This window comes from Pseudomonas sp. 3JA (assembly GCF_036961705.1).
GTDB classification, from domain to species: Bacteria; Pseudomonadota; Gammaproteobacteria; order Pseudomonadales; family Pseudomonadaceae; genus Aquipseudomonas; species Aquipseudomonas fluorescens_Q.
This window is the reverse complement of sequence record NZ_JBAMDJ010000006.1, coordinates 146,195-172,525: the sequence shown is the minus strand read 5'-3', so window position 1 is coordinate 172,525 and position 26,331 is coordinate 146,195. Positions and strand designations below refer to the sequence as shown.

Annotated in this window: 22 protein-coding genes; all 22 read right to left on the bottom strand. The window is 53.4% G+C overall.

Annotation, left to right across the window (positions count from 1 at the left end):
* Window positions 1–92 precede the first annotated feature (92 nt).
* The 22 genes from V7773_RS06940 to serC all read right to left on the bottom strand — a co-directional run bounded on the left by V7773_RS06940 (window position 93) and on the right by serC (window position 26,070).
* Complete coding sequence (locus tag V7773_RS06940) at window positions 93–1,121, bottom strand: MraY family glycosyltransferase (RefSeq protein ID WP_336072778.1); 1,029 nt, start codon at window positions 1,119–1,121, stop codon at window positions 93–95.
* 2 nt (window positions 1,122–1,123) lie between these two features.
* Window positions 1,124–2,074, bottom strand: a complete 951-nt coding sequence (locus tag V7773_RS06935; protein ID WP_336072777.1) for a UDP-glucose 4-epimerase family protein — start codon at window positions 2,072–2,074, stop codon at window positions 1,124–1,126.
* Window positions 2,071–3,255 carry a glycosyltransferase family 4 protein gene (locus tag V7773_RS06930; protein WP_336072776.1) on the bottom strand — a complete coding sequence of 395 codons (1,185 nt, stop codon included), beginning with the start codon at window positions 3,253–3,255 and terminating at the stop codon, window positions 2,071–2,073. The genes V7773_RS06935 and V7773_RS06930 overlap by 4 nt, the downstream gene beginning before the upstream one ends.
* A 2-nt stretch (window positions 3,256–3,257) precedes the next feature.
* Window positions 3,258–4,907 carry a heparinase II/III family protein gene (locus tag V7773_RS06925; RefSeq protein ID WP_336072775.1) on the bottom strand — a complete coding sequence of 550 codons (1,650 nt, stop codon included), beginning with the start codon at window positions 4,905–4,907 and terminating at the stop codon, window positions 3,258–3,260.
* An 8-nt stretch (window positions 4,908–4,915) separates the two neighbouring features.
* On the bottom strand, window positions 4,916–7,060 hold the full coding sequence (locus V7773_RS06920) for a bi-domain-containing oxidoreductase (RefSeq protein ID WP_336072774.1): 2,145 nt from the start codon (window positions 7,058–7,060) through the stop codon (window positions 4,916–4,918).
* A 21-nt stretch (window positions 7,061–7,081) separates the two neighbouring features.
* Window positions 7,082–8,176 (bottom strand): hypothetical protein, encoded by a 1,095-nt coding sequence (locus tag V7773_RS06915; RefSeq protein WP_336072773.1) that lies wholly within the window; start codon window positions 8,174–8,176, stop codon window positions 7,082–7,084.
* Window positions 8,173–9,135 carry an AAC(3) family N-acetyltransferase gene (locus V7773_RS06910; protein ID WP_336072772.1) on the bottom strand — a complete coding sequence of 321 codons (963 nt, stop codon included), beginning with the start codon at window positions 9,133–9,135 and terminating at the stop codon, window positions 8,173–8,175. The genes V7773_RS06915 and V7773_RS06910 overlap by 4 nt, the downstream gene beginning before the upstream one ends.
* A gap of 4 nt (window positions 9,136–9,139) precedes the next feature.
* Window positions 9,140–10,000: a glycosyltransferase family 2 protein gene (locus V7773_RS06905; protein WP_336072771.1), complete on the bottom strand. Its 861-nt coding sequence runs from the start codon at window positions 9,998–10,000 to the stop codon at window positions 9,140–9,142.
* Entirely contained in the window at window positions 9,997–11,331 is a 1,335-nt protein-coding gene (locus V7773_RS06900; RefSeq protein ID WP_336072770.1) for an O-antigen polymerase, read from the bottom strand. Before V7773_RS06900 ends, V7773_RS06905 begins: the two co-directional genes overlap by 4 nt.
* Window positions 11,324–12,586, bottom strand: a complete 1,263-nt coding sequence (locus V7773_RS06895) for an oligosaccharide flippase family protein (protein WP_336072769.1) — start codon at window positions 12,584–12,586, stop codon at window positions 11,324–11,326. The genes V7773_RS06900 and V7773_RS06895 overlap by 8 nt, the downstream gene beginning before the upstream one ends.
* A gap of 229 nt (window positions 12,587–12,815) precedes the next feature.
* Entirely contained in the window at window positions 12,816–14,084 is a 1,269-nt protein-coding gene (gene wecC, locus V7773_RS06890) for a UDP-N-acetyl-D-mannosamine dehydrogenase (RefSeq protein ID WP_336072768.1), read from the bottom strand.
* Between the two features lie 102 nt (window positions 14,085–14,186).
* Entirely contained in the window at window positions 14,187–15,266 is a 1,080-nt protein-coding gene (wecB, locus tag V7773_RS06885) for a non-hydrolyzing UDP-N-acetylglucosamine 2-epimerase (RefSeq protein WP_442963446.1), read from the bottom strand.
* A 334-nt stretch (window positions 15,267–15,600) separates the two neighbouring features.
* Entirely contained in the window at window positions 15,601–16,647 is a 1,047-nt protein-coding gene (locus V7773_RS06880; protein WP_336072765.1) for an LPS O-antigen chain length determinant protein WzzB, read from the bottom strand.
* A gap of 192 nt (window positions 16,648–16,839) precedes the next feature.
* Window positions 16,840–17,064, bottom strand: a complete 225-nt coding sequence (locus tag V7773_RS06875) for a lipopolysaccharide assembly protein LapA domain-containing protein (RefSeq protein WP_336072764.1) — start codon at window positions 17,062–17,064, stop codon at window positions 16,840–16,842.
* 26 nt (window positions 17,065–17,090) lie between these two features.
* Window positions 17,091–17,387, bottom strand: coding sequence for an integration host factor subunit beta (gene ihfB, locus V7773_RS06870; protein ID WP_003199243.1), 297 nt, complete (start codon window positions 17,385–17,387; stop codon window positions 17,091–17,093).
* Window positions 17,388–17,523: 136 nt separating this feature from the next.
* On the bottom strand, window positions 17,524–17,802 hold the full coding sequence (locus V7773_RS06865; protein ID WP_092222892.1) for a hypothetical protein: 279 nt from the start codon (window positions 17,800–17,802) through the stop codon (window positions 17,524–17,526).
* 226 nt (window positions 17,803–18,028) lie between these two features.
* Window positions 18,029–19,723 (bottom strand): 30S ribosomal protein S1, encoded by a 1,695-nt coding sequence (rpsA, locus tag V7773_RS06860; protein ID WP_014337228.1) that lies wholly within the window; start codon window positions 19,721–19,723, stop codon window positions 18,029–18,031.
* Between the two features lie 119 nt (window positions 19,724–19,842).
* Window positions 19,843–20,532, bottom strand: coding sequence for a (d)CMP kinase (gene cmk / locus V7773_RS06855; protein ID WP_014337227.1), 690 nt, complete (start codon window positions 20,530–20,532; stop codon window positions 19,843–19,845).
* Window positions 20,529–22,736 (bottom strand): bifunctional prephenate dehydrogenase/3-phosphoshikimate 1-carboxyvinyltransferase, encoded by a 2,208-nt coding sequence (locus V7773_RS06850; RefSeq protein ID WP_057448475.1) that lies wholly within the window; start codon window positions 22,734–22,736, stop codon window positions 20,529–20,531. Before V7773_RS06850 ends, cmk begins: the two co-directional genes overlap by 4 nt.
* A 28-nt stretch (window positions 22,737–22,764) precedes the next feature.
* Window positions 22,765–23,877, bottom strand: coding sequence for a histidinol-phosphate transaminase (gene hisC, locus V7773_RS06845; protein ID WP_336072763.1), 1,113 nt, complete (start codon window positions 23,875–23,877; stop codon window positions 22,765–22,767).
* Window positions 23,878–23,890: 13 nt separating this feature from the next.
* Entirely contained in the window at window positions 23,891–24,985 is a 1,095-nt protein-coding gene (pheA, locus tag V7773_RS06840) for a prephenate dehydratase (RefSeq protein ID WP_003199233.1), read from the bottom strand.
* Window positions 24,985–26,070, bottom strand: a complete 1,086-nt coding sequence (gene serC, locus V7773_RS06835) for a 3-phosphoserine/phosphohydroxythreonine transaminase (protein WP_003199231.1) — start codon at window positions 26,068–26,070, stop codon at window positions 24,985–24,987. The genes pheA and serC overlap by 1 nt, the downstream gene beginning before the upstream one ends.
* Window positions 26,071–26,331: the final 261 nt, after the last annotated feature.

Here is a 26,331-nt window from a genome sequence, read left to right as displayed (position 1 = left end):
CATCAATCCTGGCTGTTCAGCGCCTCTGGACGCGAGAGCTGATTGAATCAGCCATAGCATTCGAAATCCCCCATGACATGGTCTCATCCAGGCTATGCTTGAGGGTCTGCGAGCTCCACGCCCCCGCCATTAAATTTTATCGCCAGAGCGATCAGTGGCACATACGCAAGAATCAGTACCCAAGAGCCATCGACTTGAAATAGCAGCGTGCACAGCGCAAGGGGTAACAGCCAGAACAGATTGATAGCGGCAACAGCCAAGGTCACCGGCAAATGTTTGCCAAATCGCCGGGATGCGAATTGATAAGCATGACTACGATGCGCTTCGTAAACCCTTTCGCCACGTAACAGACGACGCATCAAAGTGAGCGAAGCATCCACAATAAATACGCCTAGCAGAATCAACCACGCCCAAAGCAGTTGCGATGAAGCGCCTGCTGCCTGGATGGACAAAATGCCCAACGTGATCCCTAGAAAACCGCTTCCGGCGTCCCCCATGAAGATCTTGGCAGGTGGAAAGTTCCAAAATAAAAATCCCAACACGGCCATCGCAAGCAACAGAGGAAGCCAAAGCAGCTCTTGCATCCCTGTTAGCCAATAAATCAAACAAGCCCCTAAACAAGTACAAATGGCCTCTACGCTGGCAATACCGTCTATACCATCCATAAAGTTGTATAAATTGAGCATCCATACCAAATAAAAGGCTGCCAAAATGCTGCCAGCCCAACCCAAGTCAAAGGTCATCCCCAAAATACTGAGTTGGGGCAAGCCCCCCAGCCAGAACAATGCCCAGGTTCCGGCACAAAAATGCCCCAGTAAACGCCAGCGCGCAGCAATATGACCATGATCGTCCATAAATCCAATAATTGCGATTAAGGCACCGGCCCCTCCGACTGCGATCAACACGTCAAGAGTGATGAGCTGCGCCCACCCCAAAATTGGTAAAGCCAAAAGAAACGCGAGAACAATCGCGACGCCTCCCCCACGAGGGGTGGGAACCGCATGGGAACTTCGGGCATTAGGAATATCAATGATATTGCTAGCAAGGGCGTATCGTCGCAGACCGGCAGTCAGCAAAAAAGATAACAATAGAACGACAGGAATCAGCCACCAAAAAGTCATTATTATTTACTTTCCATATATTGTTCAGCGACGAGTTTCAGCGCAGCGTCCACTGAAAGGGGCGGCTCCCACTGAAGCAAGGAGCGGGTTTTACTAATATCTACCTGCAGAGAGCCGCATAGCCGTTGAGCAAGTGCTTTCTTGCCAAACAGATTGGCCGCCAAGTATAAAAATGCGCTAGGAACAGGAAGAAGACGCGTTGGACGTCCCAACGCGCGTGCCATACGACGCAACAACATGGAGGAAGAAAGATCCTCTCCGTCGCTGACCAGAAATGTTTGATTGACAGCCGCTGGATGGTCAAGGGTCGTGATTATCAAGTCAATAAGGTTATCCAGTGCTACCAAACTTCGGCTGTTATAAATTGAACCGAAGGGTAACGGAATACCTTTATCCAACCAACGCACCATACTAAGGAAATTAGCCTTCACACCTGGACCGTAGATCAATACCGGACGGATAATTACTACCTCCATTCCGGTCGCCGCAGCAATCTCTCGCAAACCTTGTTCGGCCTCCCACTTGGAAATACCGTACGGATCAATAGGCTCAGGAATATCGTCAGCGGTATAGGGCCTACCTGGCTGAGTCTCCTCGCCATTGACTTTGATTGAACTGATAAAAATGAAGCGTTTCACTCCACTAGCAGCCGCATGCCTGGCTAAATTGAGTGTTCCTTCTACGTTGACTTTGCGAAACTCGCTTAACGGATCAACCGACTGCTCGTTCATCACGTGCACCCGTGCGGCGCAGTGCACTACCACCGACTGGCCGTCGAGCGAGGAGGTCCAATCATAAGTAGCCATATCGTCGAAAATCACAGGCTCAATACCTTGTACCAAGGCTGTATCAGGATCACGCAAGGCAGCCCTCACCCGATGCCCCGTCTGCATCAATCGTTTCGACGTGGCGCGCCCGACAAATCCGGTAATTCCGGTCAGAAACACGTTCATTTCGACCTACTTCCTGCCAACAACACAATATCTTGCGCCAGCGTCTGCATGATCTTATTCCGAGCAAAGCGTTCGACAAACTCATGTCGAGGCTTGGTCACCATACTTAATGACTCGAATGCTGTAACAGCTTGCTCAACATTACAGGGACTAAACACCGCGGCATTTGGTACGTGCTCGCGAACAAACTCTGCCGAGTAGCCCGCTACGCCAGCCCAGATCGGCTTGCCCAGAGCAGCATATTCGAAAAGTTTCGAGGGTAGGACCTTGCGAAAAGCATCATAGTCATTCAAATGAAGAAATAGCACATCCGCTTCCTGATACGCTGCGATGAGCGCGTCACGGCGAATAGGCGGAGTGATTTCGACATTTTTACATGCGCCGGACTCAATCGCGCTTTGCAGTTGTGTCCGGCGCCCACCATCACCGATACAGCGAAATTTCAGGCGCCCTTCAAAACGTCGGGCAACGTGCGGAATAATCGTATGAAGCCCCTGTCCTTCACCTATGTTACCGGCATAAAGGACTGTCAGTTCTCCCTGCCCGCTTGGCTTTTCGTCAAGAGGCTGAGCCTCAATGAACTCATCATCGATCCCATTGGTAAAAACTACAAATTGGCCTTGGGGATAACGACTTTTGAAATAGGGCAAAAAACCCGCGGAAACAACATTGACACGAGTTGCGGCATTGATGGTCAGGCGTTCAACAATGGAAAACAGTGGTTTGAGTAACCATGTCACCTTTCCCGGCAACACGTCTTTGATGGTGTCGACAAAAATGTCCCGGATATCCAGATACAACGGACACCTAGCCCGCTTGGCCACCAATGCGCCCAATGATGCGGTCATCAGGCGCGACGATGTCGCATAGACAACATCGTACCGCTGGTTACGGGTCATTTTTAAAACAGCTTTGAGGTAACCAAAGAAAGCCTTCGATTGATCAACCATTCCGCTGTTGTGCTCCGACAACGCGATGCGCCGGATCGTCAACCTTGGATGTTGTTCAAGCAACGGAGCCTCAAGTGAAAAGCTGCTGTAGCGATTCGGTTGAGTGGTTATGACCTCGACGCTGGCATCCTCTGGCAGGGTATCAAGCAACGCATTCACCAGCGCCGTGGTGCGAAACGAACCCGCCGACAAATCAGGTTGGTAGTAAAAACTCAACAGCAATACTTTCAAAATCAACTCCAATGTATGTGCGTGGTCAGCGGACGCCCGCTGAATGTCGCTTCAATGCACTGATTGGCAATTGAGCAACCGAATCCAGGGTGCCAAGTCGAAGCAACAACGCGCACTTGGTCGGCGCCAGATAACTCGATCACAACCTTTTTCCCCGCTCCCATGTCGGCCACGAAACGGGAGGCGTCCTGAGATAACAAAACATCGGGATGAATGTAAAGACGGGCCACCGCGACGAACTGATCGCTAGTAACCTGATCGATCATCTCCAGTTTTTCTTCGCTGAAAGTCCAGGTACGACGATGAAAGAGACTGCTGCTCAGGCGCTGGTAACCATTGTGACTGGCCTGGATGCACGAAACGCCGTCCTGTAGATCGAAGCGCTCGATAGCAGGTCTTGCGCGCCTGGCAACACGAAACCCGGCCCATACCTCGGAAGAGTCCCGTCCAGCGACTTCTACTGTACTGTGAGCGCCAGTGCTGCGTTGCCGTTGGCGTTCGGCACCTTCCCCGTACTGTGACGTTCCCGAATTGACAACCAGACGCTGTCCAAAGACGCTCAGCTCGAAGCTCAGCGTATCGGCGTGTGCATGGCCAGGTTGATAGTCGGGGCCGACCTGAGCCAGGTCAAGCAAAGCCTTCACACCTGTCTTGGGTGTTACAACGGCATAACCAGTGGCGGAATTGAGGAAAGCGATGGAATCCGCCGCGACGCCCAGGGTAACAGAGATGCCAAGACGCGCTGCGTACTCCTCGATATGCATGAAGTCGGGGGCAACTCCGAACGCCGCATCGTTGAAAAAACCAATCTTGCCATCGGGATGTAACATACTGCGCAGCCAAACCAAGCCTCGACCAATCACCGCTTGCCAGCGTGGCAAACGCTGGGTTAGGTCAGACAACCCCGAGCGTTGGGCAAGATTGACCAGATCACACATATCCCACAGAAGCGTCGCGTGGTACATGGGAGAAAGTTCAAAGTGTCCTCCATCCTGCAAAAATTGCTCAGCAATTTCCTCATCGAGAATCTGCAACCCCTTGGCCAGCCATTCATCCGCCTTGGCACCCGATAGATAAGCGCCGACAAATACAAGAGCCTTGCCATTGGCAAATAGATGGTTGCCTAAAATTTGATACTCCAGTTGCTGAGACAATGCATCCGCCTGGGTGGCTAGACTATTTAATCGAGGGCCAGCCAGGGATTCATTACGAGAAAACCACTTGACGAGGTTGACTATGCGCAACGAAAGCGGATAGGGCTCCCAACCATTACCCGAAATAGGGGGATTGGCCTGAGTCCAGTTCTGAATAAGCGTCTCAGCGAGGGCAGGCGTCGTATCTATATTCTTCGCGTTTAAGTCATCAAGGTAATGCAGATTATAGAGCCAAAGCTTACTGTGCTGCCCCGCATGCCAGTCTGCGGAATCAGCTAAATATCCCTTTTCGCCAAGGAAGGTAAACGCGATACCATCTTCAGTCGACAACTCACTCCACGCCGGGGCGGACCAGTCAACGGCCCAGATTCTGGGCCTGACGTCATGGTACTCGCGGGGCCGCACCCGAGCAAAACGATAGTAGAGACGAAACACCACCTGCCTCAATTTTAGGTAGCGGATGGTATTAAAAAAGCGACTGGCCTTTTGAAATGTCATTGCTGCGATCAACTTTTTTGGTTGCGCAGCAGCGCTGCCACTTCAATAGATACCTGTGCGACTTCCATAACCTCTTCGAATGGGATGACCGATTTCGTCCCTTTTTCAATGGTTTGCAAAAATGCGCCTGCACATTGTCGTTGCCCCTTGTCCTGCTTCCACAAATTTAACTTACTGAAACCAGGCCAACCAAAACCTTTCAATTTACGGAAATTGTCCAGTTGCAATACTCTGCCAGCAGTGAATATCTCAACACGTTCTTTCGGAAAGCTGCTGGCGCCGTTTGCCAAGTACAAGATGGTCCCAAATGAACCGTCTTCAAAACCCAGCGTTATGGAGGCTTTGTCCTCGCATACTTCAACAGCCGGGGAATCACCCATTCGCCGGGCCTGGATGGAAACAATCGGAGAACCGGCTAAATAGCGCATTAAATCAATGAAATGACAGGCCTCGCCGATGATTCGGCCGCCTCCCGTGGCGATGTCCTGAGTCCAATGGCTGGAAGGAATGGCTCCGGCATTCATCGTCATGATGAACGTTTTAGGCTCTTTCACCGCCTCCAACAGACTCTTCATCTTTTGCACCTGAGGCGCAAAGCGGCGGTTGAAGCCCACCATCAACTGCGGACCATTTCCTTGTTTATGAGCTGTTTGGTAGGCCGTCCGCACCTCTTCCAGCTCGGCCATTGTAATGGCCAAGGGTTTTTCGACGAATACGTGTTTGCCAGCCAACAGCGCCTTGGATACAAACCGCGCATGACTGTCATGTCGAGTCACAATTGCAACAGTGTTGATCGCCGGATCCACCAGCATCTTGTCCATATCTGTCGAAGCCTGAGCGAAACCAGCCTTCTCACCATGGATGACACTATTGATGCCACCTGCAGTGACAATCGTGTGGAGCTGCGCACCAGCCGCCTTGAATGCAGGAATCAGTACCCGAGAGGCATAGTTACCGGCACCAATGAATCCCATGACCGGACGCTGGGAGTCAAACGTAGCGCAACCGGAAAGAGGTACCTCACGCACGGCACGATCTTCGGCTTGGGCTGTGTACAACAGCAGCATCCCGAGGCCTGACTTGTCATCCGTCAGAGCAGCATAAGCGTCAGGCGCATCTTCGAATGCAAAGCGGTGAGTAATCAACGACTTTACATCCAATTGCCCGCTGTCGAGCATATCCAATACTGCTTCAAAGTTACGCTGCTGTGTCCAGCGCACGAACCCCAACGGGTAGTCCCGTCCCTGTTCTTCATATTCGGAATCATAACGCCCAGGTCCATAGGAACAGGACACTTGGAAACTCAGTTCCTTTTCGTAGAAATCAGCGCGATTGAGCTCCAGACCAGTCACCCCGACCAGAATGATTCGCCCACGCTTACGGCTCATTCGCGCCGCCTGGGTCACTGGATCGTTGGATTTGGTCGACGCAGTGATGATGACTCCATCAACCCCCTGGCCGCGACTGAAGGCCATACCGGCAGCCACCGGGTCTTCCCCCTTACCCGGATTGCAAACCTGCGCGCCATACTTTCGAGCAAGCTCAAGTTTGGCTTCGTCGAAGTCAATCGCCAGCACTCGGCACCCGTGCGCCCGCAACAACTGCACAGTCAGTAAGCCAATCAGGCCTACACCAGTAACTACGAAAGCTTCACCCAGTGTAGGTTGTGCCAGGCGGATGCCCTGCAAGCCGATGCTCGCTACCACCACGAACGCCGCTGACTCATCGTCGACCGTATCGGGAATCCGGGCGCAAAGATTCTTGGCGACTTTAACAACGTCAGCATGGGGGCCGTTTGAAACTACGCGATCTCCCGCCTTGAAACCTTCCACTCCGGCGCCAACCTCGGCGACGACGCCCACGTTGCAGTAGCCAAGGGGCAGTGGCTGGGCAAGCTTGGACTGCACAGCTTCAATTGTGGTCATCAGGCCGTCAGTCTTGACCTTTTCCAACACCATCTTGACTTTTTCTGGCTGTTGACGGGCTTTGTCCAAATAGGATGCCTTACCGAACCCGACCAACATCCGCTCGGTACCCGCAGATATAAGCGAAACACTGCTGTTGATGATCACGTGTTCACGGGACACCTGTGGCGCAGGGGCAACCGTCACGGTTGTACCGCCTTTGGCCATATCTTGAAGAATCTGCTTCATATCACCCTCAACACAAAAATATTACTCAGAACCCAAGTTATAAACTTCGGTAGAAAGATCATTTACCCTGTTACCAATAGAATAAGCGAACAGAGTATTATCACGTGCCACGCCGTGAGGAAAAAGAATTGCACCAAACTGAAAAAGCCGATATGGCAAAAAGTCTTTATCTTTAGAAAACAATACGCTGCAAGACAGATCCATTTTGCTCACTACCAGTACATCTGACTTATTTTCGACTATTCCAGGACCAGGCCGGCGATCCAGCAGCGCCAGGACCGGATTGGATTTCTGATCAGAAGGCTCGGTAGCCGTGGAAAAGACAAAATAATCACGCAACTGGCAACCGTAAATGCAAGAACCATTTATTTCCAGTAAAGAATCGGAACGCCACTCACCGTCACGACATGCCAGCAATCTGATTGCGTTGCGATTAATCTGCGTATCTGTCGCATACAGTAGACCCTGCGCTGTCGGGAACGCGACACAGGCACGATACGCCTGTTCCCCGCGAAGAATGGGGTGTACGTCTTTAAAATTATCCTTGACCATCCAAATACTGGCGGAATGCTCAAAATCCCCGGCCAACAACCAAATACAGTTACGCTGCGGATCCGGTACCAGGCCATGTATATGATTGATTTCGCCTTGAGCAAAAGAATAAACTACATTCCAACTGCCATCTTTATCGCGCTTGTAAACATGGACCGGTTCGCGCTTACGATTTCCGAAATACTCACCAAAGTAGATTCCATCTTCAACGCCTGGAACACCTTCGACAACAGTAAAGCTCAACGGTCCACGACCTACCCGGAAAGAAAACTCACAATTTAACAGTGCTCGTTCCGGACAATAGCTATAGAGCCTAGCGCCATAAGAAAAAAAATACAGTCCTTGGAAGAATGCGCCCGTCCCAAAGCCCAACCGCGCCAGACGAAAAGCCCAGCGAGACATCGCCAGGAGACGTCGCTTGCGTGATTCAGGCACCGAGACCAATCGCTCAAGCTCACCGTCGGCGGTGCGTCGATAGAGCGTATTGGCCTTGCCCAGCACCAATCGCCCCCTATCATCCAAGAACAAAGGCTTCAGCTTGGGCAGAATAGCGTCCGGGCTCATGAGCCCACCCAGAAATAAGGGTAGCCTGAACGGTTTCTGGCATCGAGAAATTCGATCAATGCCTTGGCCGAAAGCACCTCGACAATAATCCCGTCAATGGTCGCGGATTTGAGCAAACCAGCCGCCATAAGATCTTTGCACAAAGTACGCTCACCAAAGTGCAACGCTCCCCAACGAGGCGCCCGTTCCCGCAACACACGGGTTTCCTCGAAGTCACCATCCTTGATGACAAACTTTTTCTCTACATACCAGTCCTTGACTGGCCACTGTGCGTCTTTTACATCTTCTGCCACATGAATCATGGTGAGGCTATGGGTCAAGTCAGTGCCCAAGCCGATTATCAATGCGTCCTGTTCGACACAACGCTTCCAAGAGGAATTGACACCACAAGCAAGGGGTGAATCCCCCTCCAGATTACCTTCCATAAGTGCTTCTGCGAGCTTACCGATGGCAACCATGGTATTGATTGGATGACGGCTTCTTACCGATTTTTTTCGTTTGTGCAACGCCGTCGGCAGAATTCCGGTTTTTATCCGCGACTTTTGCACGTTATAGATATAAACATTTTCATCGGGCTCAGGCGAAAGGTACTCCTCCACCGAGCGAGCGTTGGTAAACAACGGCATCGCCGGCATTGCCAAGGTCCCTTCGGTACCAAGATGCTGGAGAAAAAAATCAATCACTTCATCTGGCCCGGCTACGCGCCCTTTAAAGGGGGCAAAGGCAGAATGCACCACCAGCAAAGAACCCGCGCTTACACCGCAATCGACAAGATAACTTTTAAGCGCAGAATAATCGAAAGGCTTGACATCCGACTCTTCGACGAGACGTTTTTTCTTGGCGCTTTTTTTGACCTTGCCCGCCAGACGCTGCACGTTCCGCCAATACAAGCGTCGAGCGAGCATTTCTACATGCGGCGACAAGGCAAAGACTTTTTTAACCAATCCTGTATTAGCCATAATGCTAGGACCTGTCCTTTAAAAAATTCGTATAAAAATAATCGTACGATTTCTTGTGCTCGGCACAGATGAAGTCCAATTTTACCTGGGACGTCGAGGCGTGCTCCTTATCAAAAACCCGCACGCTGGGGACATGCTCGATGTTCAACGCATGCCTGCGCAATTGTTCGGCAACAAACCCCTCCTCTCCAAACAAAAATCGAGGGTAGGCGACGTCCGCGCCCTTGGCAAAGTAACGTCGGGTGAAAATCATGAACGAGCCATGAGCCCCATACATTTGTGGCTGCGGCGAACTGACCGTCATGGTCTTGTTGTCTACCCCACGATCACGCTGCTGTGCACGGGAACGGGTCTGTTCACGCATACGCACCAACTTGTGGTACCAGCGAAATAACACAACGTTTGAGCATACCAGGCGCATGAAATTGATCTTGCGCGCGCTGGGACGATGCATCATTTTCGGGTTCAAGTCGCGACCGTCTTTGTCGGAAAAAATACCTGGCGCAATCAGCCCGGTCTCTATACCGACCGAATGGGCCTGTAGAGTTGAAAAAAAATCATCGGCTACGACAAGATCAACGTTGCATACAACAACAAAATCATAGCCATCAACTCCTTGCGACAGACTGGCAAGTGCTTTATTGAATGCAGGAAAATAACCGACATTCTCATTTTTCAGATACTTGAACGAGTATGAGTATTGTTGCGCAGCAATATCTATCGCTGGATGAACTGTCGAGTTATCCGCCAGAACGACGTCAAGGACGAGACCAGGACATGCACGAAACGCAAGCTCAACGGACTCCAAAAAGCGTAACGCATCCTCGTGGGCGTTGTAACAAACCGGAACTACACAAAGTTTCAACTTAGACCTCGACCAACAAAATTAATTTTCATTACCACAAACAAAAACGCCCACTGAACCATAAAAACCAAGGGAACCGTCAACCACGTCATCGTACTCACCAAATAAGTTTGATAACATATAGCCACAAAATAAACAAAAAAAATCACCGCAAAAGGACTATTACAACGAGACAACAACCGCCAATACATTAAATTACAAAACAACCCTACAAAAAATGCAAAAACTAAGCTCCCGAAAAGGCCAAAGTCATTAATGAGTCCTCGAAAAACGGTAAAAAGATTACCTTTAATGAACTCCCCATAAGTATAGAACTCATCATAGGTGCCCATCGGAACATATCGATCATCTCCGGCCAATTGAAAAAAGGACATGAACGTGTAAAACCCCATTGTTAATGTGTCTTGCTTATAACTCATCAACGACTCGTTTAAATAGCGCTCCGAAAACCAGTCTGAAAAGGCTGGCAAATGTACAGAGGAATAAGTAACCAAATAATATCTCAACCGGTTCAGCACAAGCACAGGGTCGTCGACCGCATAAATGCCTCTAGACACAAACGAAACCAACACTATAGGAAAAACCAAAAGCCCATATAAGAACAAGCTGCGAAATCCGGAATAATCCATCAGCGTATAATTTTTATTATACAACCTAGTTACAAGAACCCCTCCAAGAAATAAAAAAATGGAGAAAAAAAACAATCCTTTTGCACTCTGCAAAAACATTACAAGTAGAGCTGGAAGAAACGCAAATACCAAAAGCTTTATATTTCTTTGTGCGGCACCACGCGAACCGTAAATCAGACCACCAAATACCGCAGTATAGTAACAACATTGAAGACCAAGTTGCGAAAACACATTGGGTATAATTTCACCCGCGTATCTTTTTCCCGCATAAATTCCACCTACAGCAATAGGATTGCTTAACAACTGATCAATTGAGATCCCCTGTTGCAGCACACCAAGAAAATTCATCAATACAGCAAAACCCGCCGCCCCATAAAACGCAGCAACCATCAACGGCCTATTGAAGTAATAGGCCGCATCAGGTTTGCTTTCGTTACGTGCCAATGCCACACGCCAAGGAAATACATAACAGGACAACGAAAAGCTTACACAAAAAAACAGAACATACAAAATCACCAATGGATTAACCGGAGCCTCAAAAGCCACCAACAGTGGGAACGCAGTATAAAAAAACCAAAAAAGTGAAAATATCGATACTGGATTCAACCAAACACTAAAAGCTTTTTTTGCGCTCCATGCCCCAAGCAAAAAAAACGCGGATAGAAAAAAATTAACAATTTTATAGACCCAAAAATCATCCATTTTTTTCGTTCCGTTTGTATTTCCATAAAAAAGCTATCAGCAATGACATCTCCGCAAAAACAAAAGCGATCGCAGCGCCATAAGCATCAAAATAATAGCACGCGACCATTGAGAATAGAAAAGTAGACATTCCTACCGTGAATACCGCTGTCGCGAAATAGGACTGCGCACCGATCAAAGTTAGCCCAACAGCCCCAAACATTGCATTGGCAACACCAAAGATAACCGCTGGAGCCATTAACAGAACCAGGATAAGCGCCTCGTCGCTAAACCCTGGCAAATACCCTAAGGCGCGACCTGCATAGAGCACGAGGGCACCGAGTGGTAGTACGATGAGCATTAGACAAATTTGAATTCTGGTGTTTTTCCAAATCACTTCAAAGGCATGCAAATAGGTTTTATCCTCGACCGCCAACACTGACCAAGCCTTTATGGCCTTGGGTATGAACAGCTGATTGAGAGGACGGGCTAACGCCTGAATACTTTTGATGATTTTTTCAACGACAGCGTAGACTGATACCGCGGCACTATTGGAAACACCAGCCAAGATCAAAACGTTCGCGCCTCGAAATAGAGCTACGGATATATTGCCAAAAAACAGATGACGCCCCTCACGAAGGAGATAAAGCATCCCGCTAACACTGGCTGACCTCACGTTCCTTACGCCGAAATAATGAAGCAAGAATAGGAAAGCCGCGAGACCGGAAACCAGAAAGCTACCTGCCAATATCAATGATGCAATGAATACATCTGCCGCACCGTCAATAGTTAAATAGATCGCCAACACCGCACAAACACGTGAAGCCAATACAAAAACTGCCAATAGTGTGTTGCTTTCTACGGCTTGAAAATAATAGTTACATTGAAGAATCATACCTAGCACGAAACATAGCCACGCCAACATAACTGCCAAACTTGCATCAGTCAAAATATAATAGGCTATGGTCATTGGCACCGCCGAGACGATAAACAACGCAATACGAGTGCCGAGGATGTTAAAGAAACATTCCGCTTCCGCAAGTTTTCCACCCTGCTGCCTGGCCTCGACAATAGACTGGACGCCACTTGTATCGAAGCTGTAAAGACAGACCGTCAACACATAGAATGCCATCGCCTCTGCCACAACCAGTTCAGCAAAAGCATTTGCTCCCAACTCTATGAGTAGAAAAGGAAATACCAATAGTGGAAATAAAGCATTGGCACCCTGTACGGCCACCAACGCCAAACCGTTCGTCAGATTTGAGTTAAGACGCACAGCATTTCCCTATTGGCGTGCAGCACCATGAGAGTAAACGCTTACAGGTGATGATAACTCGGACCTTCAGGTTGGGATTAACCAAGTTCATACTGAAGCTTCCTCCAATGTGCCAGGTAAGGGTTTGGGGAAGGGTTGGATTTTGGAGCTTTCAATCGTCCACCCTGCCCACCCACTATTATCTATATGAATAAACTCTGCCCCAGCGGACAAACCGGTCAATTCACTTTCAAGCAGTCCAGACGCCACGTGTATCAACGACCTTGTGAGAAGTCAGGATACTGGATGGGATTTTCTTGAAAGCTTTGTGATCCACCAGAAGAACGATCACATCGGCATCAGCGATGGCTGAGTCAATAGTGACCAATTTGAGCTGACCTGCCAGTAGCTTCGGCAGCGCCTCGATATTAGGTTCTACCGTGACCACCGGCCCCGGATGAACAGCGAGAATTTTCTGCGTAATGGCAACCGCCGGACTCTCGCGCAAGTCATCAATATCGGGTTTGAAGGCCAAGCCTAAACAAGCAATTTTCACATCAAGAGCAGTCTTATGTGGGTTTGCCTGAAGAAATTCGGCAACCGCCAGTTTGGTTTTTTCCAGAACCCATTCCGGCTTGCTGTCGTTGACCTCACGCGCGGTCCGAATCAAGCGAGCAATGTCAGGCGTCTTGCTGACGATGAACCAGGGATCAACTGCGATGCAGTGCCCACCAACGCCGGGACCAGGCTGAAGAATATTAACCCGCGGATGGCGGTTAGCCAGGCGAATCAACTCCCACACACTTATGTCCAACTTGTCGCATATCATCGACAGCTCGTTGGCGAATGCAATGTTGGTATCACGAAAACTGTTTTCAGTCAGTTTGCACATTTCCGCCGTTCGGGCGTTAGTGATGACACACTCACCTTCGACGAATATCTGATAGAGCGACGCCGCTGCCGCAGAGCATTTTGGAGTCATGCCGCCAATCACTCGATCATTCTGAACCAGCTCGCGCAGAACATGGCCAGGCAGCACGCGTTCGGGACAATGGGCGATACGAATATCGGAGTCTTCACCGCAGTCTTGCGGGAAGCTCAGATCAGGTCGCTCGAGCGCCAGCCAGGCCGACATCTGCTCAGTCGCGCCCACAGGCGAGGTGGATTCGAGAATCACCAAGTCGCCTTTCTTCAGTACAGGCGCGATTGCCTTACTTGCGGACTCAATGTACCCGAGATCCGGCGTGTAATCGTCATTGAAAGGCGTCGGAACTGCGATCAAAAACGCATCAGCAGGCTCTGGTATCGTCGTGGCACGTAGATACCCGCTAGTCACCGCAGCGTGTACCACCATGTCAAGATCGGGCTCGACGATATGGATACTGCCTTTATTGATGATCGCAACCGTATCCGAATTGACGTCGACACCAATGACCTGCTTCTTGCGCGAAGCGAATACGGCAGCAGTAGGAAGCCCAATATAGCCGAGGCCGATGACTGAAATAGTTTGAAACGACATGATGGTCCTTACAGCGGCTTGAACTGAGAAAAACAGGGCCACGTCTGGCAGGTATCGCCTGATGTAAATACAGCAATCAGCACCTGAATGACGGTGGCTCGCTTATTTGTGCAACGAGAGCAAAGCCTCCAGGATACGTTTGCACGCATCACCGTCTCCGTACGGATTATGGGCGTAGCTCATGCTGGCGTATGCGACAGGATCTTCCAATAGCCGAGTGAGCTCTTCGACAATACGGACCGTCTCAGTACCCACCAGTTTTACCGTTCCAGCGGCAACGGCCTCAGGCCGTTCGGTAGTGTCTCGCATGACCAGCACCGGTTTACCTAAGGATGGGGCTTCCTCTTGGATGCCTCCCGAATCGGTGAGAATGATATGCGAACGGCTCATCATATAAACGAAGGGTAAATATTCCAACGGCTCGATCAAATGAACGTTATTAATCCCCGCCAGGAGCCGGTTGACAGGTTCACGTACATTTGGGTTCAAATGCACGGGATATACAATGTCTACCTCTGGATGAGCTCTGGCGACCTCAATCAGCGCCTGACATATACGCTCGAATCCACCACCAAAACTTTCTCGCCGATGTCCGGTCACCAAAATCAACTTGCGATCTGGATCGAGGAAAGCGGCTGGCGCCGCCGCCAGAGCCCTAAGATCGTCATCCTGATCAAGTCGATTCACCACATCCAACAACGCGTCAATAACAGTGTTGCCAGTGACCACGATCCTGTCGGGATTGATGCCTTCTCGTAGCAAATTCTCTTGAGAGGTCTCCGTCGGCGCAAAATGTAGATTAGCCAAGGCACCGGTTAATTTGCGGTTACCCTCTTCGGGCCATGGAGAATAAAGATTTCCGGTACGCAACCCAGCCTCAACGTGTGCCACGGAAATCTGCTGGTAGTAAGCAGCAAGGCTTGCGGCAAAAGTGGTAGCGGTATCTCCATGAACCAAGACAACGTCCGGTCGAAACTCTGCGAGTATGGTTTTCATACCCTGCAGGATCGACGTGGTAACGTCCGTCAGATCCTGACCGGCCTTCATGATGTTCAAGTCATAGTCGGGCTCGATCGCAAACAGCCCCAAAACCTGATCCAGCATCTCGCGGTGCTGACCAGTAACACAGACCTTGGCCTCGAAGCGCTCATCAGCCGCAAGGGCAAGGGCTAATGGAGCCATCTTGATCGCCTCGGGACGAGTACCAAAAACACACAATGTCTTCACGCCAAAACTCCAATAAAAATCTAGTATATCCAGACGTGTCCCATCCACTGCAGAGAGTCAGCGCGGCGCGCACCACTGAGTCGGACGTTGGCCATGTCATGGTTATCCTACCGGGCCGTATGCAGCACGAAATACCAGCTCTGAAGATGCAGGGCCGAGCCCGCAAACAAAAATCACAGTTGCTAAAAACCCGTCATCGCTGATTTCGCAGCGCTGACAGGTCCATGGATTAACAATGTGCTCCCCTTCACCCGTGGCTTTACAAGCCGAAGGAGCTAGCCAGTGTTTTTTATTTTTTTGATGCATCACGAAGCCGAACAAATCGGGCAAATGCAACCACGCCACCGAACATCAAACCGGCAAAGAAGCCCAACACAATAATGATTGCCTTCTTCGGCCTTATCGGGCTCTCGGGCACCTCAACATTACCATCTTGTCGGTATACCGAAATATTATCGGGATCAATGTTCAACTTGTGATAAAAACTGTATCGCATTTGAAGAGAACGAAGATCGGAGATAAAGGCATCATCAGAAGCCCTGGACTCCAGTGCACTAATTTCAGCAATCAATGCTTTGCTACCACGCTGGTAGTCCATTCGGTTACCCGTTTCTACCGTTATATCAACAGCAGCAGAAGAATTGACAGTTGGAGTAGTCAGGCCTATAGACTCAGCGATTTTTAAAGCCTCTCGCAACTGCTGGATCCGATCCTCTCGAGTCCTCTGCGCATTTTCCCGCAGACTTAAAATCCGCTGTTCCAGGTTACGAGCCCTTACAGAGGCTTCCGTCGTTACGTTTTTTATCAGCTCCGACTCGGCAGCATCGCTAGCACGCTTTACGTAAGCCTTGGCCCACTCCGTTGCCCGCACCGGATCATTGCCTTCGGCCGTAACAGAAAAAAGATCAGGATTACCTTTACCGGGCGCTTTGATTACCAGCTCCCGAGAGAAGCGCTCATATATTCGATCAAGTGCATCTTTACGACGAGACTCATCCAGAGAAGGAAGGTAGACCTCGTTGAAAAATGCTTGACGAAGAGATTCAGCTTGAAGATTTCGAGTGAAGACGTCGTAAACGTACTGGATAGAATAAGGATCAAGCTCGGTACTTTTTCCGCGCCCATAGTTCAACTCAGCAATACCGTTCTGAGTGGGAGGCATAATAAAAAGTTTGGCTTCATAGACCGGCTTGCTGAGGAATGCATAGGCAGCAGCAGCAATGGTAACCAAGATAGTAATGCCGACTATCAGCCATTTCTGAGCCCAAATCCCCCGCACAAGCTCAATCAGGTCAATTTCATCAGCATTACGGAGCTCAACATGATTATTTTGCATGCGTAGCCTCGCTTTCTTTCTTCGATTTTACGCTTCCTGATAGACGGGACGCTTTAAAAGACAGGGCAAGCGAAGCCTCTGCAAATACAACTGTAGACAGAACCAAATTAATCTTGAACAAAACGCCCCCATAGTCAGAACAAAGTTATTGGCCGTGATCCTTACACCAAGACTACTGGGCTCACACATCCATTATTTCGACCGTCTGCGCATGCCTAGAAACCACGCAAGCGCCGGCCCGACTATCATACCAGCGAGAAGCGCCAGGATCACGAAAACCGAGACAGGAAGCTGCGGAGCTGACCAACCCAGAAACAGCAATGCCACTGGCTGGTTGTTTTCAAGCACGAACAGGACGATAGCTGAGGCCACGAGCAGCGCAAGTACGACAAGGGTCAAGCGTTTAAAGTTCCGCATGTGAACTCCTCTGTTTTGGGGCTCCATCAGAGCTCATCCCCCTCCTCCTCATTCACACGATCCCTAAGCTCTTTGCCTGGTTTGAAATGAGGAACGAACTTTCCATCAAGGCTGACGGACTGGCCCGTTTTGGGGTTGCGCCCCACCCGCGGAGCGCGGTAGTGCAGGGAGAAGCTGCCGAAACCGCGGATCTCGATGCGATCCCCCGTAGCCAGGCACTGGGACATTTGTTCAAGCATGGTCTTGATGGCCAGCTCCACATCCTTGGATGAGAGTAGCCCTTGATGGGTGACAATTCGTTCGATCAACTCCGACTTCGTCATATTTTTCCCTTCTTTTTCAAGCAGCTAGGAAAATCGCTTGAAAAGGTTTTAGCATGACCGGAGGGATTTGAACAGCCCAAGTATTGACATTCTTCTTGACTCCCCTACCGCCTCTTTGTGCGCAAGCAGGGAGATGCTATCGACAGATGACCAGCATCGTACGAGTCAGATAGCCAGCCGGATTGAAACCAAAGGGGTACTGATCTTCATCCTTCGCGTCGTCGGATCGGGTAATCACCTTGTAGCCAGCCCCCTTACACTCTCTTGCGGCCCTCTTGTGGCACTTCTCCCAACCGGAACCCAACCCCGAGCAGTCGACCTCGATACCACTGACACCACGCACTGCGTGGGTCTTGGCGCTTGTAGAGCAAGCGGCCAGCACCAAGATACTCAACACCAGAAAGAGCTTGTTCATTCAGTTCCTTTAGACAGAGGCCCGGATCGATTATTTATACAAGTCGGAGCCACGCCCTGAATAGATTATTGATCCGCTTCATAAAAGAGACAGCTGGGTTGATGGGTTGGTTTCGCAGCGTCCCGAATGAACTCTGCCATCGGCAGCAGCTTGCAGAGAATCTTGACATTTCGCAGGCACAAAAAAGGGCGACCGAAGTCGCCCTTTTTCTATGGTCTGACAGAACTCAGTTCTGCTTTTCCATTTGTGCACGCAACAGGTCGCCCAGAGTGGTAGGACCAGCAGCAATGTCAGAGGTAGCTGGCTTGTCGCGCAGGCTCTGGATTGCTTCTTTCTCTTCAGCATCGTCTTTCGACTTGATGGAGAGCTGAATTACGCGGCTCTTGCGGTCAACGCTGATGATCTTGGCTTCTACTTCTTCGCCTTCTTTCAGAACGTTGCGCGCGTCTTCAACGCGGTCACGGCTGATTTCGGAGGCTTTCAGAGTCGCTTCGATATCGTCGGCCAGAGTGATGATGGCGCCTTTGGCGTCAACTTCTTTCACGATGCCCTTAACGATTGCGCCTTTGTCGTTCTCTTGAACGTACTCGGAGAACGGATCGCTTTCCAGTTGCTTGATGCCCAGGGAGATGCGCTCGCGCTCTGGGTCAACCGACAGGATAACGGTGTCCAGCTCGTCGCCCTTCTTGAAACGGCGTACGGCTTCTTCGCCCACTTCGTTCCAGGAGATGTCGGACAGGTGAACCAGACCGTCGATGCCGCCGTCCAGACCAATGAAGATACCGAAATCGGTGATCGACTTGATGGTGCCGGAGATTTTATCGCCCTTGTTGAACTGGCCAGAGAAGTCTTCCCATGGGTTGGACTTGCACTGCTTGATGCCGAGGGAGATACGACGACGCTCTTCGTCGATGTCCAGAACCATGACTTCCACTTCGTCGCCGACTTGTACGACTTTCGAAGGATGGATGTTCTTGTTGGTCCAGTCCATTTCGGAAACGTGTACCAGGCCTTCAACGCCTTCTTCCAGCTCAGCGAAGCAGCCGTAGTCGGTCAGGTTGGTAACACGAGCGGTGACGCGGGTGCTTTCTGGGTAACGGGCTTTGATAGCGACCCATGGATCTTCACCCAGTTGCTTGAGGCCCAGGGAAACACGATTGCGCTCGCGATCGTACTTCAGAACCTTGACATCGATCTCGTCGCCAACGTTGACGATTTCCGAAGGATGCTTGATACGCTTCCAGGCCATGTCGGTGATGTGCAGCAGGCCATCGACGCCACCCAGATCGACGAATGCGCCGTAATCGGTGAGGTTCTTGACAATACCCTTGACCTGCTGGCCTTCCTGCAGCGATTCCAGCAGAGCTTCACGCTCGGCGGAGTTCTCGGCTTCCAGGACACTGCGACGGGAAACGACAACGTTGTTGCGCTTCTGGTCCAGCTTGATGACCTTGAATTCCAGCTCTTTGCCTTCCAGGTGCGTGGTATCGCGCACTGGACGGACGTCAACCAGGGAACCTGGCAGGAACGCACGGATGCCGTTAACGTCGACAGTGAAGCCGCCTTTAACCTTACCGTTGATAACGCCCTTGACCACTTCCTCAGCTGCGAAGGCCGCTTCCAGAACGATCCAGCATTCAGCGCGCTTGGCTTTTTCACGGGACAGCTTGGTTTCACCGAAACCATCTTCAACCGAGTCCAGCGCAACGTGAACTTCGTCACCGACGTTGATGTTCAGTTCGCCAGCGTCGTTGTAGAACTGCTCAAGCGGGATCAGCGCTTCAGACTTCAGACCAGCGTGAACGGTTACCCAGCGAGCTTGGTAATCGATATCAACGATAACGCCGGTGATGATGGAGCCTGCCTGAAGGTTCAGGGTTTTCAAGCTTTCTTCAAAGAGTTCCGCAAAGCTTTCGCTCATTTTAATTCCTGTTGATTAGGGCGAAGTAAACGCCCATCTCCACACCCCAGACGATGTGGGTTAGTTTCATATAAAAGAAGCGCCGCAGGACTATGACTGGTCCCCTGCGGAGCTTCCTGTCACCCGGCGATATCGCGAATGGCGATCTCGCTCATGATGCGTTGCAGCACCTGATCGATGGACAACTCCGTGGAATCCAGCTGTATCGCGTCGGCCGCCGGCTTGAGCGGGGCTACTGCGCGCTGGGTGTCACGCTCATCGCGTGCACGGATCTCATCTAGCAGACTCGACAGACTAACATCCTCGCCTTTGCCCTTCAACTGCAAATATCGGCGACGCGCCCTCTCCTCTGCACTGGCGGTGAGGAAAATCTTCAGCGGCGCGTCAGGAAAGACCACCGTGCCCATGTCACGACCATCGGCCACCAGCCCCGGCGGCTCCTGGAAGGCACGCTGGCGTTGCAGCAAGGCTTCGCGTACCGCCGGCAGCGCGGCGACCTGGGAGGCCCCGGCCCCCACGCTTTCGGTACGAATGACGTCGCTGACTTCGTCACCTTCCAGAATGATGCGCTGGAGCTGACCGTCGGTCGCGGCAATGAATTGCACGTCCAGATGAGCCGCCAGCGCCTTGAGCAACTCTTCGTTGGTCAGGTCGACGCCATGGTTCGCGGCAGCGAACGCCAATAGACGATACAGGGCACCCGAATCGAGCAGGTTCCAGCCCAACTGCCTGGCCAGGATCCCGGCGACGGTGCCCTTGCCCGAACCGCTTGGGCCATCGATGGTGATGACCGGTGCCTTGATGTTCACGACTGCGCCTCTTGTGCTACTCGGATACCGACCTGCGCGCACAGCGCCAGGAAGTTCGGGAACGACGTCGCGACGTTGGCGCAATCATGGATGCGAATCGGCGCGCTGGCGCGCAAAGACGCAACACTGAAGGCCATGGCGATACGATGGTCACCGTGACCATGGACTTCGCCGCCGCCGATCTGGCCGCCGTCGATGATGATGCCGTCCGGCGTTGGCTGGCACTTGACGCCCAGGGCGAGCAAGCCATCAGCCATCACCTGGATGCGATCCGACTCCTTGACCCGCAGCTCTTCGGCACCCGTCAATACGGTGCGCCCTTCGGCACAGGCAGCCGCCACGAACAGCACCGGGAACTCGTCGATGGCCAGCGGAACCAGCGCCTCCGGAATCTCGATACCCTTGAGTTTAGCTGCTCGTACGCGCAGGTCCGCCACCGGCTCGCCGCCGACTTCACGCTGGTTTTCCAGGGTGATGTCAGCGCCCATCAGGCGTAGGATGTCGATCACGCCGGTACGGGTCGGGTTGATGCCGACATGCTCGAGCACCAGGTCGGAACCTTCGGCAATCGAAGCGGCCACCAGGAAGAATGCCGACGAGGAGATGTCACCCGGCACTTCGATGTGGGTAGCGGTCAGCTTGCTGCCAGACTCGACGGACGCCGTGGCGCCATCGACCGTGACCGGGTAGCCGAAGCCGCGCAGCATGCGCTCGGTATGGTCGCGGGTCGGGGCCGGTTCGGTGACGGTGGTCTTGCCTTCGGCGTAGAGACCGGCCAGCAGCAAGCAGGATTTTACCTGGGCGCTGGCCATCGGCATGGTGTAGGTCAGGCCCTTGAGCTTGTTGCCACCACGAATGATCATCGGCGGACGACCGTCGGCGGCCGTCTCGATGACCGCGCCCATTTCCCGCAACGGATTGGCGACGCGATTCATCGGGCGCTTGGACAGCGAGGCGTCACCGGTCAGGGTGCTGTCGAAGTCTTGCGCGGCCAGCAGGCCGGACAACAGGCGCATCGAGGTCCCGGAGTTACCCAGGTAGATGGGCCCCGGGGCAGGCTTGAGGCCGTGCAGGCCGACACCATGGATGGTCACGCGACCGTGGTGCGGACCTTCGATGACCACCCCCATGTCGCGAAACGCTTGCAGCGTCGCCAGGGCGTCTTCGCCCTCGAGGAAACCTTCCACTTCGGTCACACCTTCGGCCAGGGAGCCGAGCATGATCGAACGGTGGGAAATCGATTTATCGCCCGGTACACGAATACGCCCGCTCAGGGAGCCACCAGGTTGTGCCAGGAAAATCAGATCGTTGGAGTTCATAGCGTCCACATAGGCCCGACGGGCCAGGATTTTACTGAAATGCTCGCGGGCCACCCTGGCGCGTGTGAAAACGCCCAGCAATTGGTGCCCGTCCCCTGCATCGACCGCGTCGCGCAAGGCGTCGAGGTCGCTGCGAAATGTATCGAGTGTGCGCAAGACAGCTTCGCGGTTGGCGAGGAAGATGTCGTGCCACATGACCGGGTCGCTCCCAGCGATTCTCGTGAAATCGCGGAAACCGCCGGCAGCGTAACGGAAGATCTCAAGATTTTCATTGCGTTTGGCCAACGAATCCACCAGGCCGAACGCCAACAGGTGCGGCAAGTGGCTGGTGGCCGCCAACACTTCATCGTGACGCTCGACCTGCATGTGCTCGACATCCGCGCCCAGTTCGCGCCACAAACGGTCCACCACCGCCAGCGCGGCTGGATCCGTCTGGTCCAGCGGCGTGAGGATCACTTTGTGGCGACGAAACAGTTCGGCGTTGGAGGCTTCCACCCCGCTCTGCTCGGAACCGGCAATCGGATGGCCGGGCACGAAGCGCGCCGGCATCCCGCCGAAGGCCTCGGTGGCCGCACGCACGACGTTGCCCTTGGCGCTACCGACGTCGGTCAGGATCGCTTGCCCCAGGTTCATGGTCGCCAGACGCGCCAGCAGTTTTTCCATGGCCAGGATCGGCACCGCCAATTGGATCACATCCGCGCCCTGACAGGCGATCGCCAGGTCATCCTCGCAGCGATCGACCACCCCCAGCTCCACGGCCAGCTTGCGCGACTGCGGATCCAGGTCGACACCGACCACCTCGCGGCACAGACCGCTTTCACGCAAGCCCTTGGCAAACGAACCGCCAATCAACCCCAGGCCGACCACCACCAGGCGACCGATCATAGGGGCAGCAGGTTGCAGCGAAGTGACATCAACCACGAGCCAAAACCTTGCTCAACGCCTCAAGGAAACGGTTGTTTTCCGCTGGCAGGCCGATGGTGACGCGCAGGTGGTTCGGCATGCCGTAGTTAGCCACCGGACGCACGATCACGCCTTCGCGCAGCAGCCCCTGGTACACCGGCGCAGCGACACGCCCCAGGTCGACGCAGATGAAATTGCCTTTGGATGGAATCCAGCTCAAGCCCAGCTCACGGAACCCCGCTTCCAACTGCTGCATGCCGGCCGCGTTCAGGCGACGGCTTTCGGCCAGGTAGGCCTCATCCTGCAAGGCGGCACAGGCGGCTGCCAGGGCGAAGCTGTTGACGTTGAATGGCTGGCGCACGCGGTTAAGCACATCAGCCACCACGGCGGTGGACAAGCCGTAGCCAACCCGCAGCGAGGCAAGGCCGTAGGCTTTCGAGAACGTGCGCGAAACCAGCAGGTTCGGGTAGGCCGCGAGGAAATCCAGGCCATCGGGCAAATCGCTGCCTTCGGCGTATTCGATGTAGGCCTCGTCCAACACCACGAGCACGTGCGCGGGCACGTCTTGCAGGAAGTCGTCCAAGGCCTGGGCGTCGAACCAGGTGCCGGTCGGGTTATTCGGGTTGGCAATGAAGACCACCCGCGTGTTGGCATCGATGGCGGCCAGCATGGCCGGCAGATCGTGCCCCCAGTCCTTGGCCGGAACCACGTGGGCATCCGCGCCCACGGCCTGGGTCGCGATCGGGTAGACCGCAAACGCGTGCTCGCTGAACACGGCGTTGAGACCCGGCGCCAGGTACGCACGCGCCACCAGCTCAAGAATGTCGTTGGAGCCATTGCCCAGCGTCACCTGGTTCAGCTCGACGCCACAGCGCTCGGCCAGCAAGCTTTTCAACGCAAACCCATTGCCATCGGGGTAACGGGTCAACTCGGCCAGTTCGTCGCGGATCGCCGCCAGTGCCTTGGGGCTCGCGCCCAACGGATTTTCGTTGCTCGCCAACTTGACGATGCTGGCCGGATCCAGGTCCAGCTCGCGGGCCAGTTCGTCGACGGGCTTGCCCGGAACGTAAGGCGAGAGTTGTTGCACGCCTGGCTGAGCCAGAGCGAGGAAGTTGCCACTCATTTGCTATCCGCCCTTAAAGAACTGCCTTGGGGTAGGAACCCAGCACCTTGAGTGCCACTGCTTCCTGACTGATTTTCTCCAGCACACCTTTTACCAGCGGATCGCGGTGGTGGCCGACGAAATCGATGAAGAACACGTAGGTCCATTTACCACTGCGCGACGGACGGGTCTCGATCCGCGTCAGGTCGATACCGTTGTCGTGGAACGGCACCAACAGTTCATGGAGCGCGCCGGGCTTGTTGCTCATGGAGACGATGATCGAGGTCTTGTCGTCGCCGGTCGGCGGTACTTCCTGGCTGCCGATCATCAGGAACCGCGTGGAGTTGTCCGGGCGATCCTCGATTTTCTCGGCCAGGCGCGTCAGCCCGTAGAGGCCGGCCGCCATGTCACCAGCGATCGCCGCCGAGTTCCACTCACCCTTGACCCGCTTGGCCGCTTCGGCGTTGCTCGATACCGCTACGCGCTCGACGTTCGGGTAATGGGCGTCCAGCCACTTGCGGCACTGGGCCAACGATTGGGCGTGGGAATAGATCCGGCTGATGCTGTCGGTCTTGGTGTTCTCGCCGACCAACAGGTGATGGTGGATACGCAGCTCGACTTCGCCGCAGATCACCATGTCATGCTCGAGGAAGCTGTCCAGCGTGTGGTTGACCGCGCCTTCGGTAGAGTTTTCCACCGGCACCACGCCAAAATTCACCGCGCCGGCCGCCACTTCGCGGAAGACTTCGTCGATGGCCGCCATTGGCTTGCTGATCACGGCGTGACCAAAGTGCTTCATGGCGGCGGCCTGGGTGAAGGTCCCTTCCGGCCCCAGGTAGGCGACTTTCAGCGGCTGCTCGAGCGCCAGGCACGAGGACATGATTTCGCGGAACAACCGCGCCATCTCTTCGTTGCCCAGCGGCCCCTTGTTGCGCTCCATGACACGCTTGAGCACCTGGGCTTCACGCTCAGGACGATAGAACACCGGCACTTCGCCTTCGGCCAGGGAGGCCATCTTCACCCGGGCGACTTCCTGGGCGCAGCGCGCACGCTCGCTGATCAGCTCCAGGACCTTTTCGTCCAGGGCATCGATGCGCAGGCGCAGCGCCTTGAGTTCTTGCTCAGACATCAGCCATGTTCCTTCTCGAACTCTGCCATGTAGGCGATCAACGCATTGACGGCGTTGATGTCGACGGCGTTGTAGATGGAGGCACGCATGCCACCGACCGAACGGTGGCCCTTGAGGTTCAGCAGTCCACGCTCGTCGGCACCGGCCAGGAACGGCTTGTCCAGACGGTCGTCGGCCAGGCGGAACGGCACGTTCATCCACGAACGATCGGTCTTGTTGATCGGGTTGCTGTAGAGGCCGCTGGCGTCGATGAAGTCATACAGCGTGCGCTGCTTGACTTCGTTGAGCTTGCCGATGGCTTCGACACCGCCCTGCTCCTTCAGCCATTCGAATACCAGGCCAGAGAGGTACCAGGCCAGGGTCGGCGGGGTGTTGTACATCGAGCCGTTGTCGGCCGCGACCTTGTAGTTGAGCATGGTCGGGCACAGGGAACGGGCACGCCCCAGCAGGTCTTCACGAATGATGCTGACCAGGATGCCGCTAGGGCCGATGTTTTTCTGGGCGCCGGCGTAGATCATGCCGAAACGGGAGATATCCACAGGGCGCGAGAGAATGTCCGAGGACATGTCGGCCACCAATGGCACGTCGCCGGTTTCCGGGATCCAGTTGAATTCCAGGCCACCGATGGTTTCGTTCGGCGCGTAGTGAACGTAGGCCGCGTCCTTGGACAGGTTCCATTCGTTCTGGCCGGGAATCGCGAAATAGTCGTAGGGCTTGGCGGTGGCAGCCACGTTGACGTGACCGTAGCGCGAAGCTTCTTCGATGGCTTTCTGCGACCAGATACCGGTGTCGATGTAGTCGGCCTTGCCACTTTCCGGCAGCAGGTTCAACGGGATCTGGGCGAACTGCTGGCTGGCGCCGCCCTGCAGGAACAACACCTTGTAGTTGGACGGGATGTTCAGCAGATCACGCAGGTCCTGCTCGGCCTTGGTGGCAATGGATACGAACTCATCGCTGCGATGGCTCATTTCCATGACCGACAGGCCTTTGCCGTGCCAGTCGAGAAGTTCACCCTGGGCACGCTTCAGGACCGCTTCAGGCAACGCCGCCGGGCCGGCACAGAAGTTATAGGCTCTCTTGCTCACATCCAATCTCGCTCTGATCTGGTGGTCACTTAAATCTTCATTCACCCATCACCCGATGGTAGCTACCGCTCATGTAAGGATTGCCCTGAACCTGTGGCGAGGGAGCTTGCTCCCGCTGGGCTGCGCAGCAGACCCATTCTATGGGCGCTTCGCACCCAAGCGGGAGCAAGCTCCCTCGCCACAATGAATCAAACAAACCTTAAGTGAGCAGCATCAGCCCCACAGGAGAATGTGCAGTGTCGCAAATTTTCAAACGGGACA

What these genes read in the sequence shown, in the direction of transcription:
- V7773_RS06940 (WP_336072778.1), bottom strand. Translation starts at nt 1,121, where the DNA reads ATGACTTTTTGGTGGCTGATTCCTGTCGTTCTATTGTTATCTTTTTTG.
- V7773_RS06935 (WP_336072777.1), bottom strand. Translation starts at nt 2,074, where the DNA reads ATGAACGTGTTTCTGACCGGAATTACCGGATTTGTCGGGCGCGCCACG.
- V7773_RS06925 (WP_336072775.1), bottom strand. Translation starts at nt 4,907, where the DNA reads ATGACATTTCAAAAGGCCAGTCGCTTTTTTAATACCATCCGCTACCTA.
- V7773_RS06920 (WP_336072774.1), bottom strand. Translation starts at nt 7,060, where the DNA reads ATGAAGCAGATTCTTCAAGATATGGCCAAAGGCGGTACAACCGTGACG.
- V7773_RS06915 (WP_336072773.1), bottom strand. Translation starts at nt 8,176, where the DNA reads ATGAGCCCGGACGCTATTCTGCCCAAGCTGAAGCCTTTGTTCTTGGAT.
- V7773_RS06910 (WP_336072772.1), bottom strand. Translation starts at nt 9,135, where the DNA reads ATGGCTAATACAGGATTGGTTAAAAAAGTCTTTGCCTTGTCGCCGCAT.
- V7773_RS06900 (WP_336072770.1), bottom strand. Translation starts at nt 11,331, where the DNA reads ATGGATGATTTTTGGGTCTATAAAATTGTTAATTTTTTTCTATCCGCG.
- wecC (WP_336072768.1), bottom strand. Translation starts at nt 14,084, where the DNA reads ATGTCGTTTCAAACTATTTCAGTCATCGGCCTCGGCTATATTGGGCTT.
- wecB (WP_442963446.1), bottom strand. Translation starts at nt 15,266, where the DNA reads ATGGCTCCATTAGCCCTTGCCCTTGCGGCTGATGAGCGCTTCGAGGCC.
- V7773_RS06880 (WP_336072765.1), bottom strand. Translation starts at nt 16,647, where the DNA reads ATGCAAAATAATCATGTTGAGCTCCGTAATGCTGATGAAATTGACCTG.
- V7773_RS06875 (WP_336072764.1), bottom strand. Translation starts at nt 17,064, where the DNA reads ATGCGGAACTTTAAACGCTTGACCCTTGTCGTACTTGCGCTGCTCGTG.
- ihfB (WP_003199243.1), bottom strand. Translation starts at nt 17,387, where the DNA reads ATGACGAAGTCGGAGTTGATCGAACGAATTGTCACCCATCAAGGGCTA.
- V7773_RS06865 (WP_092222892.1), bottom strand. Translation starts at nt 17,802, where the DNA reads ATGAACAAGCTCTTTCTGGTGTTGAGTATCTTGGTGCTGGCCGCTTGC.
- rpsA (WP_014337228.1), bottom strand. Translation starts at nt 19,723, where the DNA reads ATGAGCGAAAGCTTTGCGGAACTCTTTGAAGAAAGCTTGAAAACCCTG.
- V7773_RS06850 (WP_057448475.1), bottom strand. Translation starts at nt 22,736, where the DNA reads ATGATCGGTCGCCTGGTGGTGGTCGGCCTGGGGTTGATTGGCGGTTCG.
- hisC (WP_336072763.1), bottom strand. Translation starts at nt 23,877, where the DNA reads ATGAGTGGCAACTTCCTCGCTCTGGCTCAGCCAGGCGTGCAACAACTC.
- pheA (WP_003199233.1), bottom strand. Translation starts at nt 24,985, where the DNA reads ATGTCTGAGCAAGAACTCAAGGCGCTGCGCCTGCGCATCGATGCCCTG.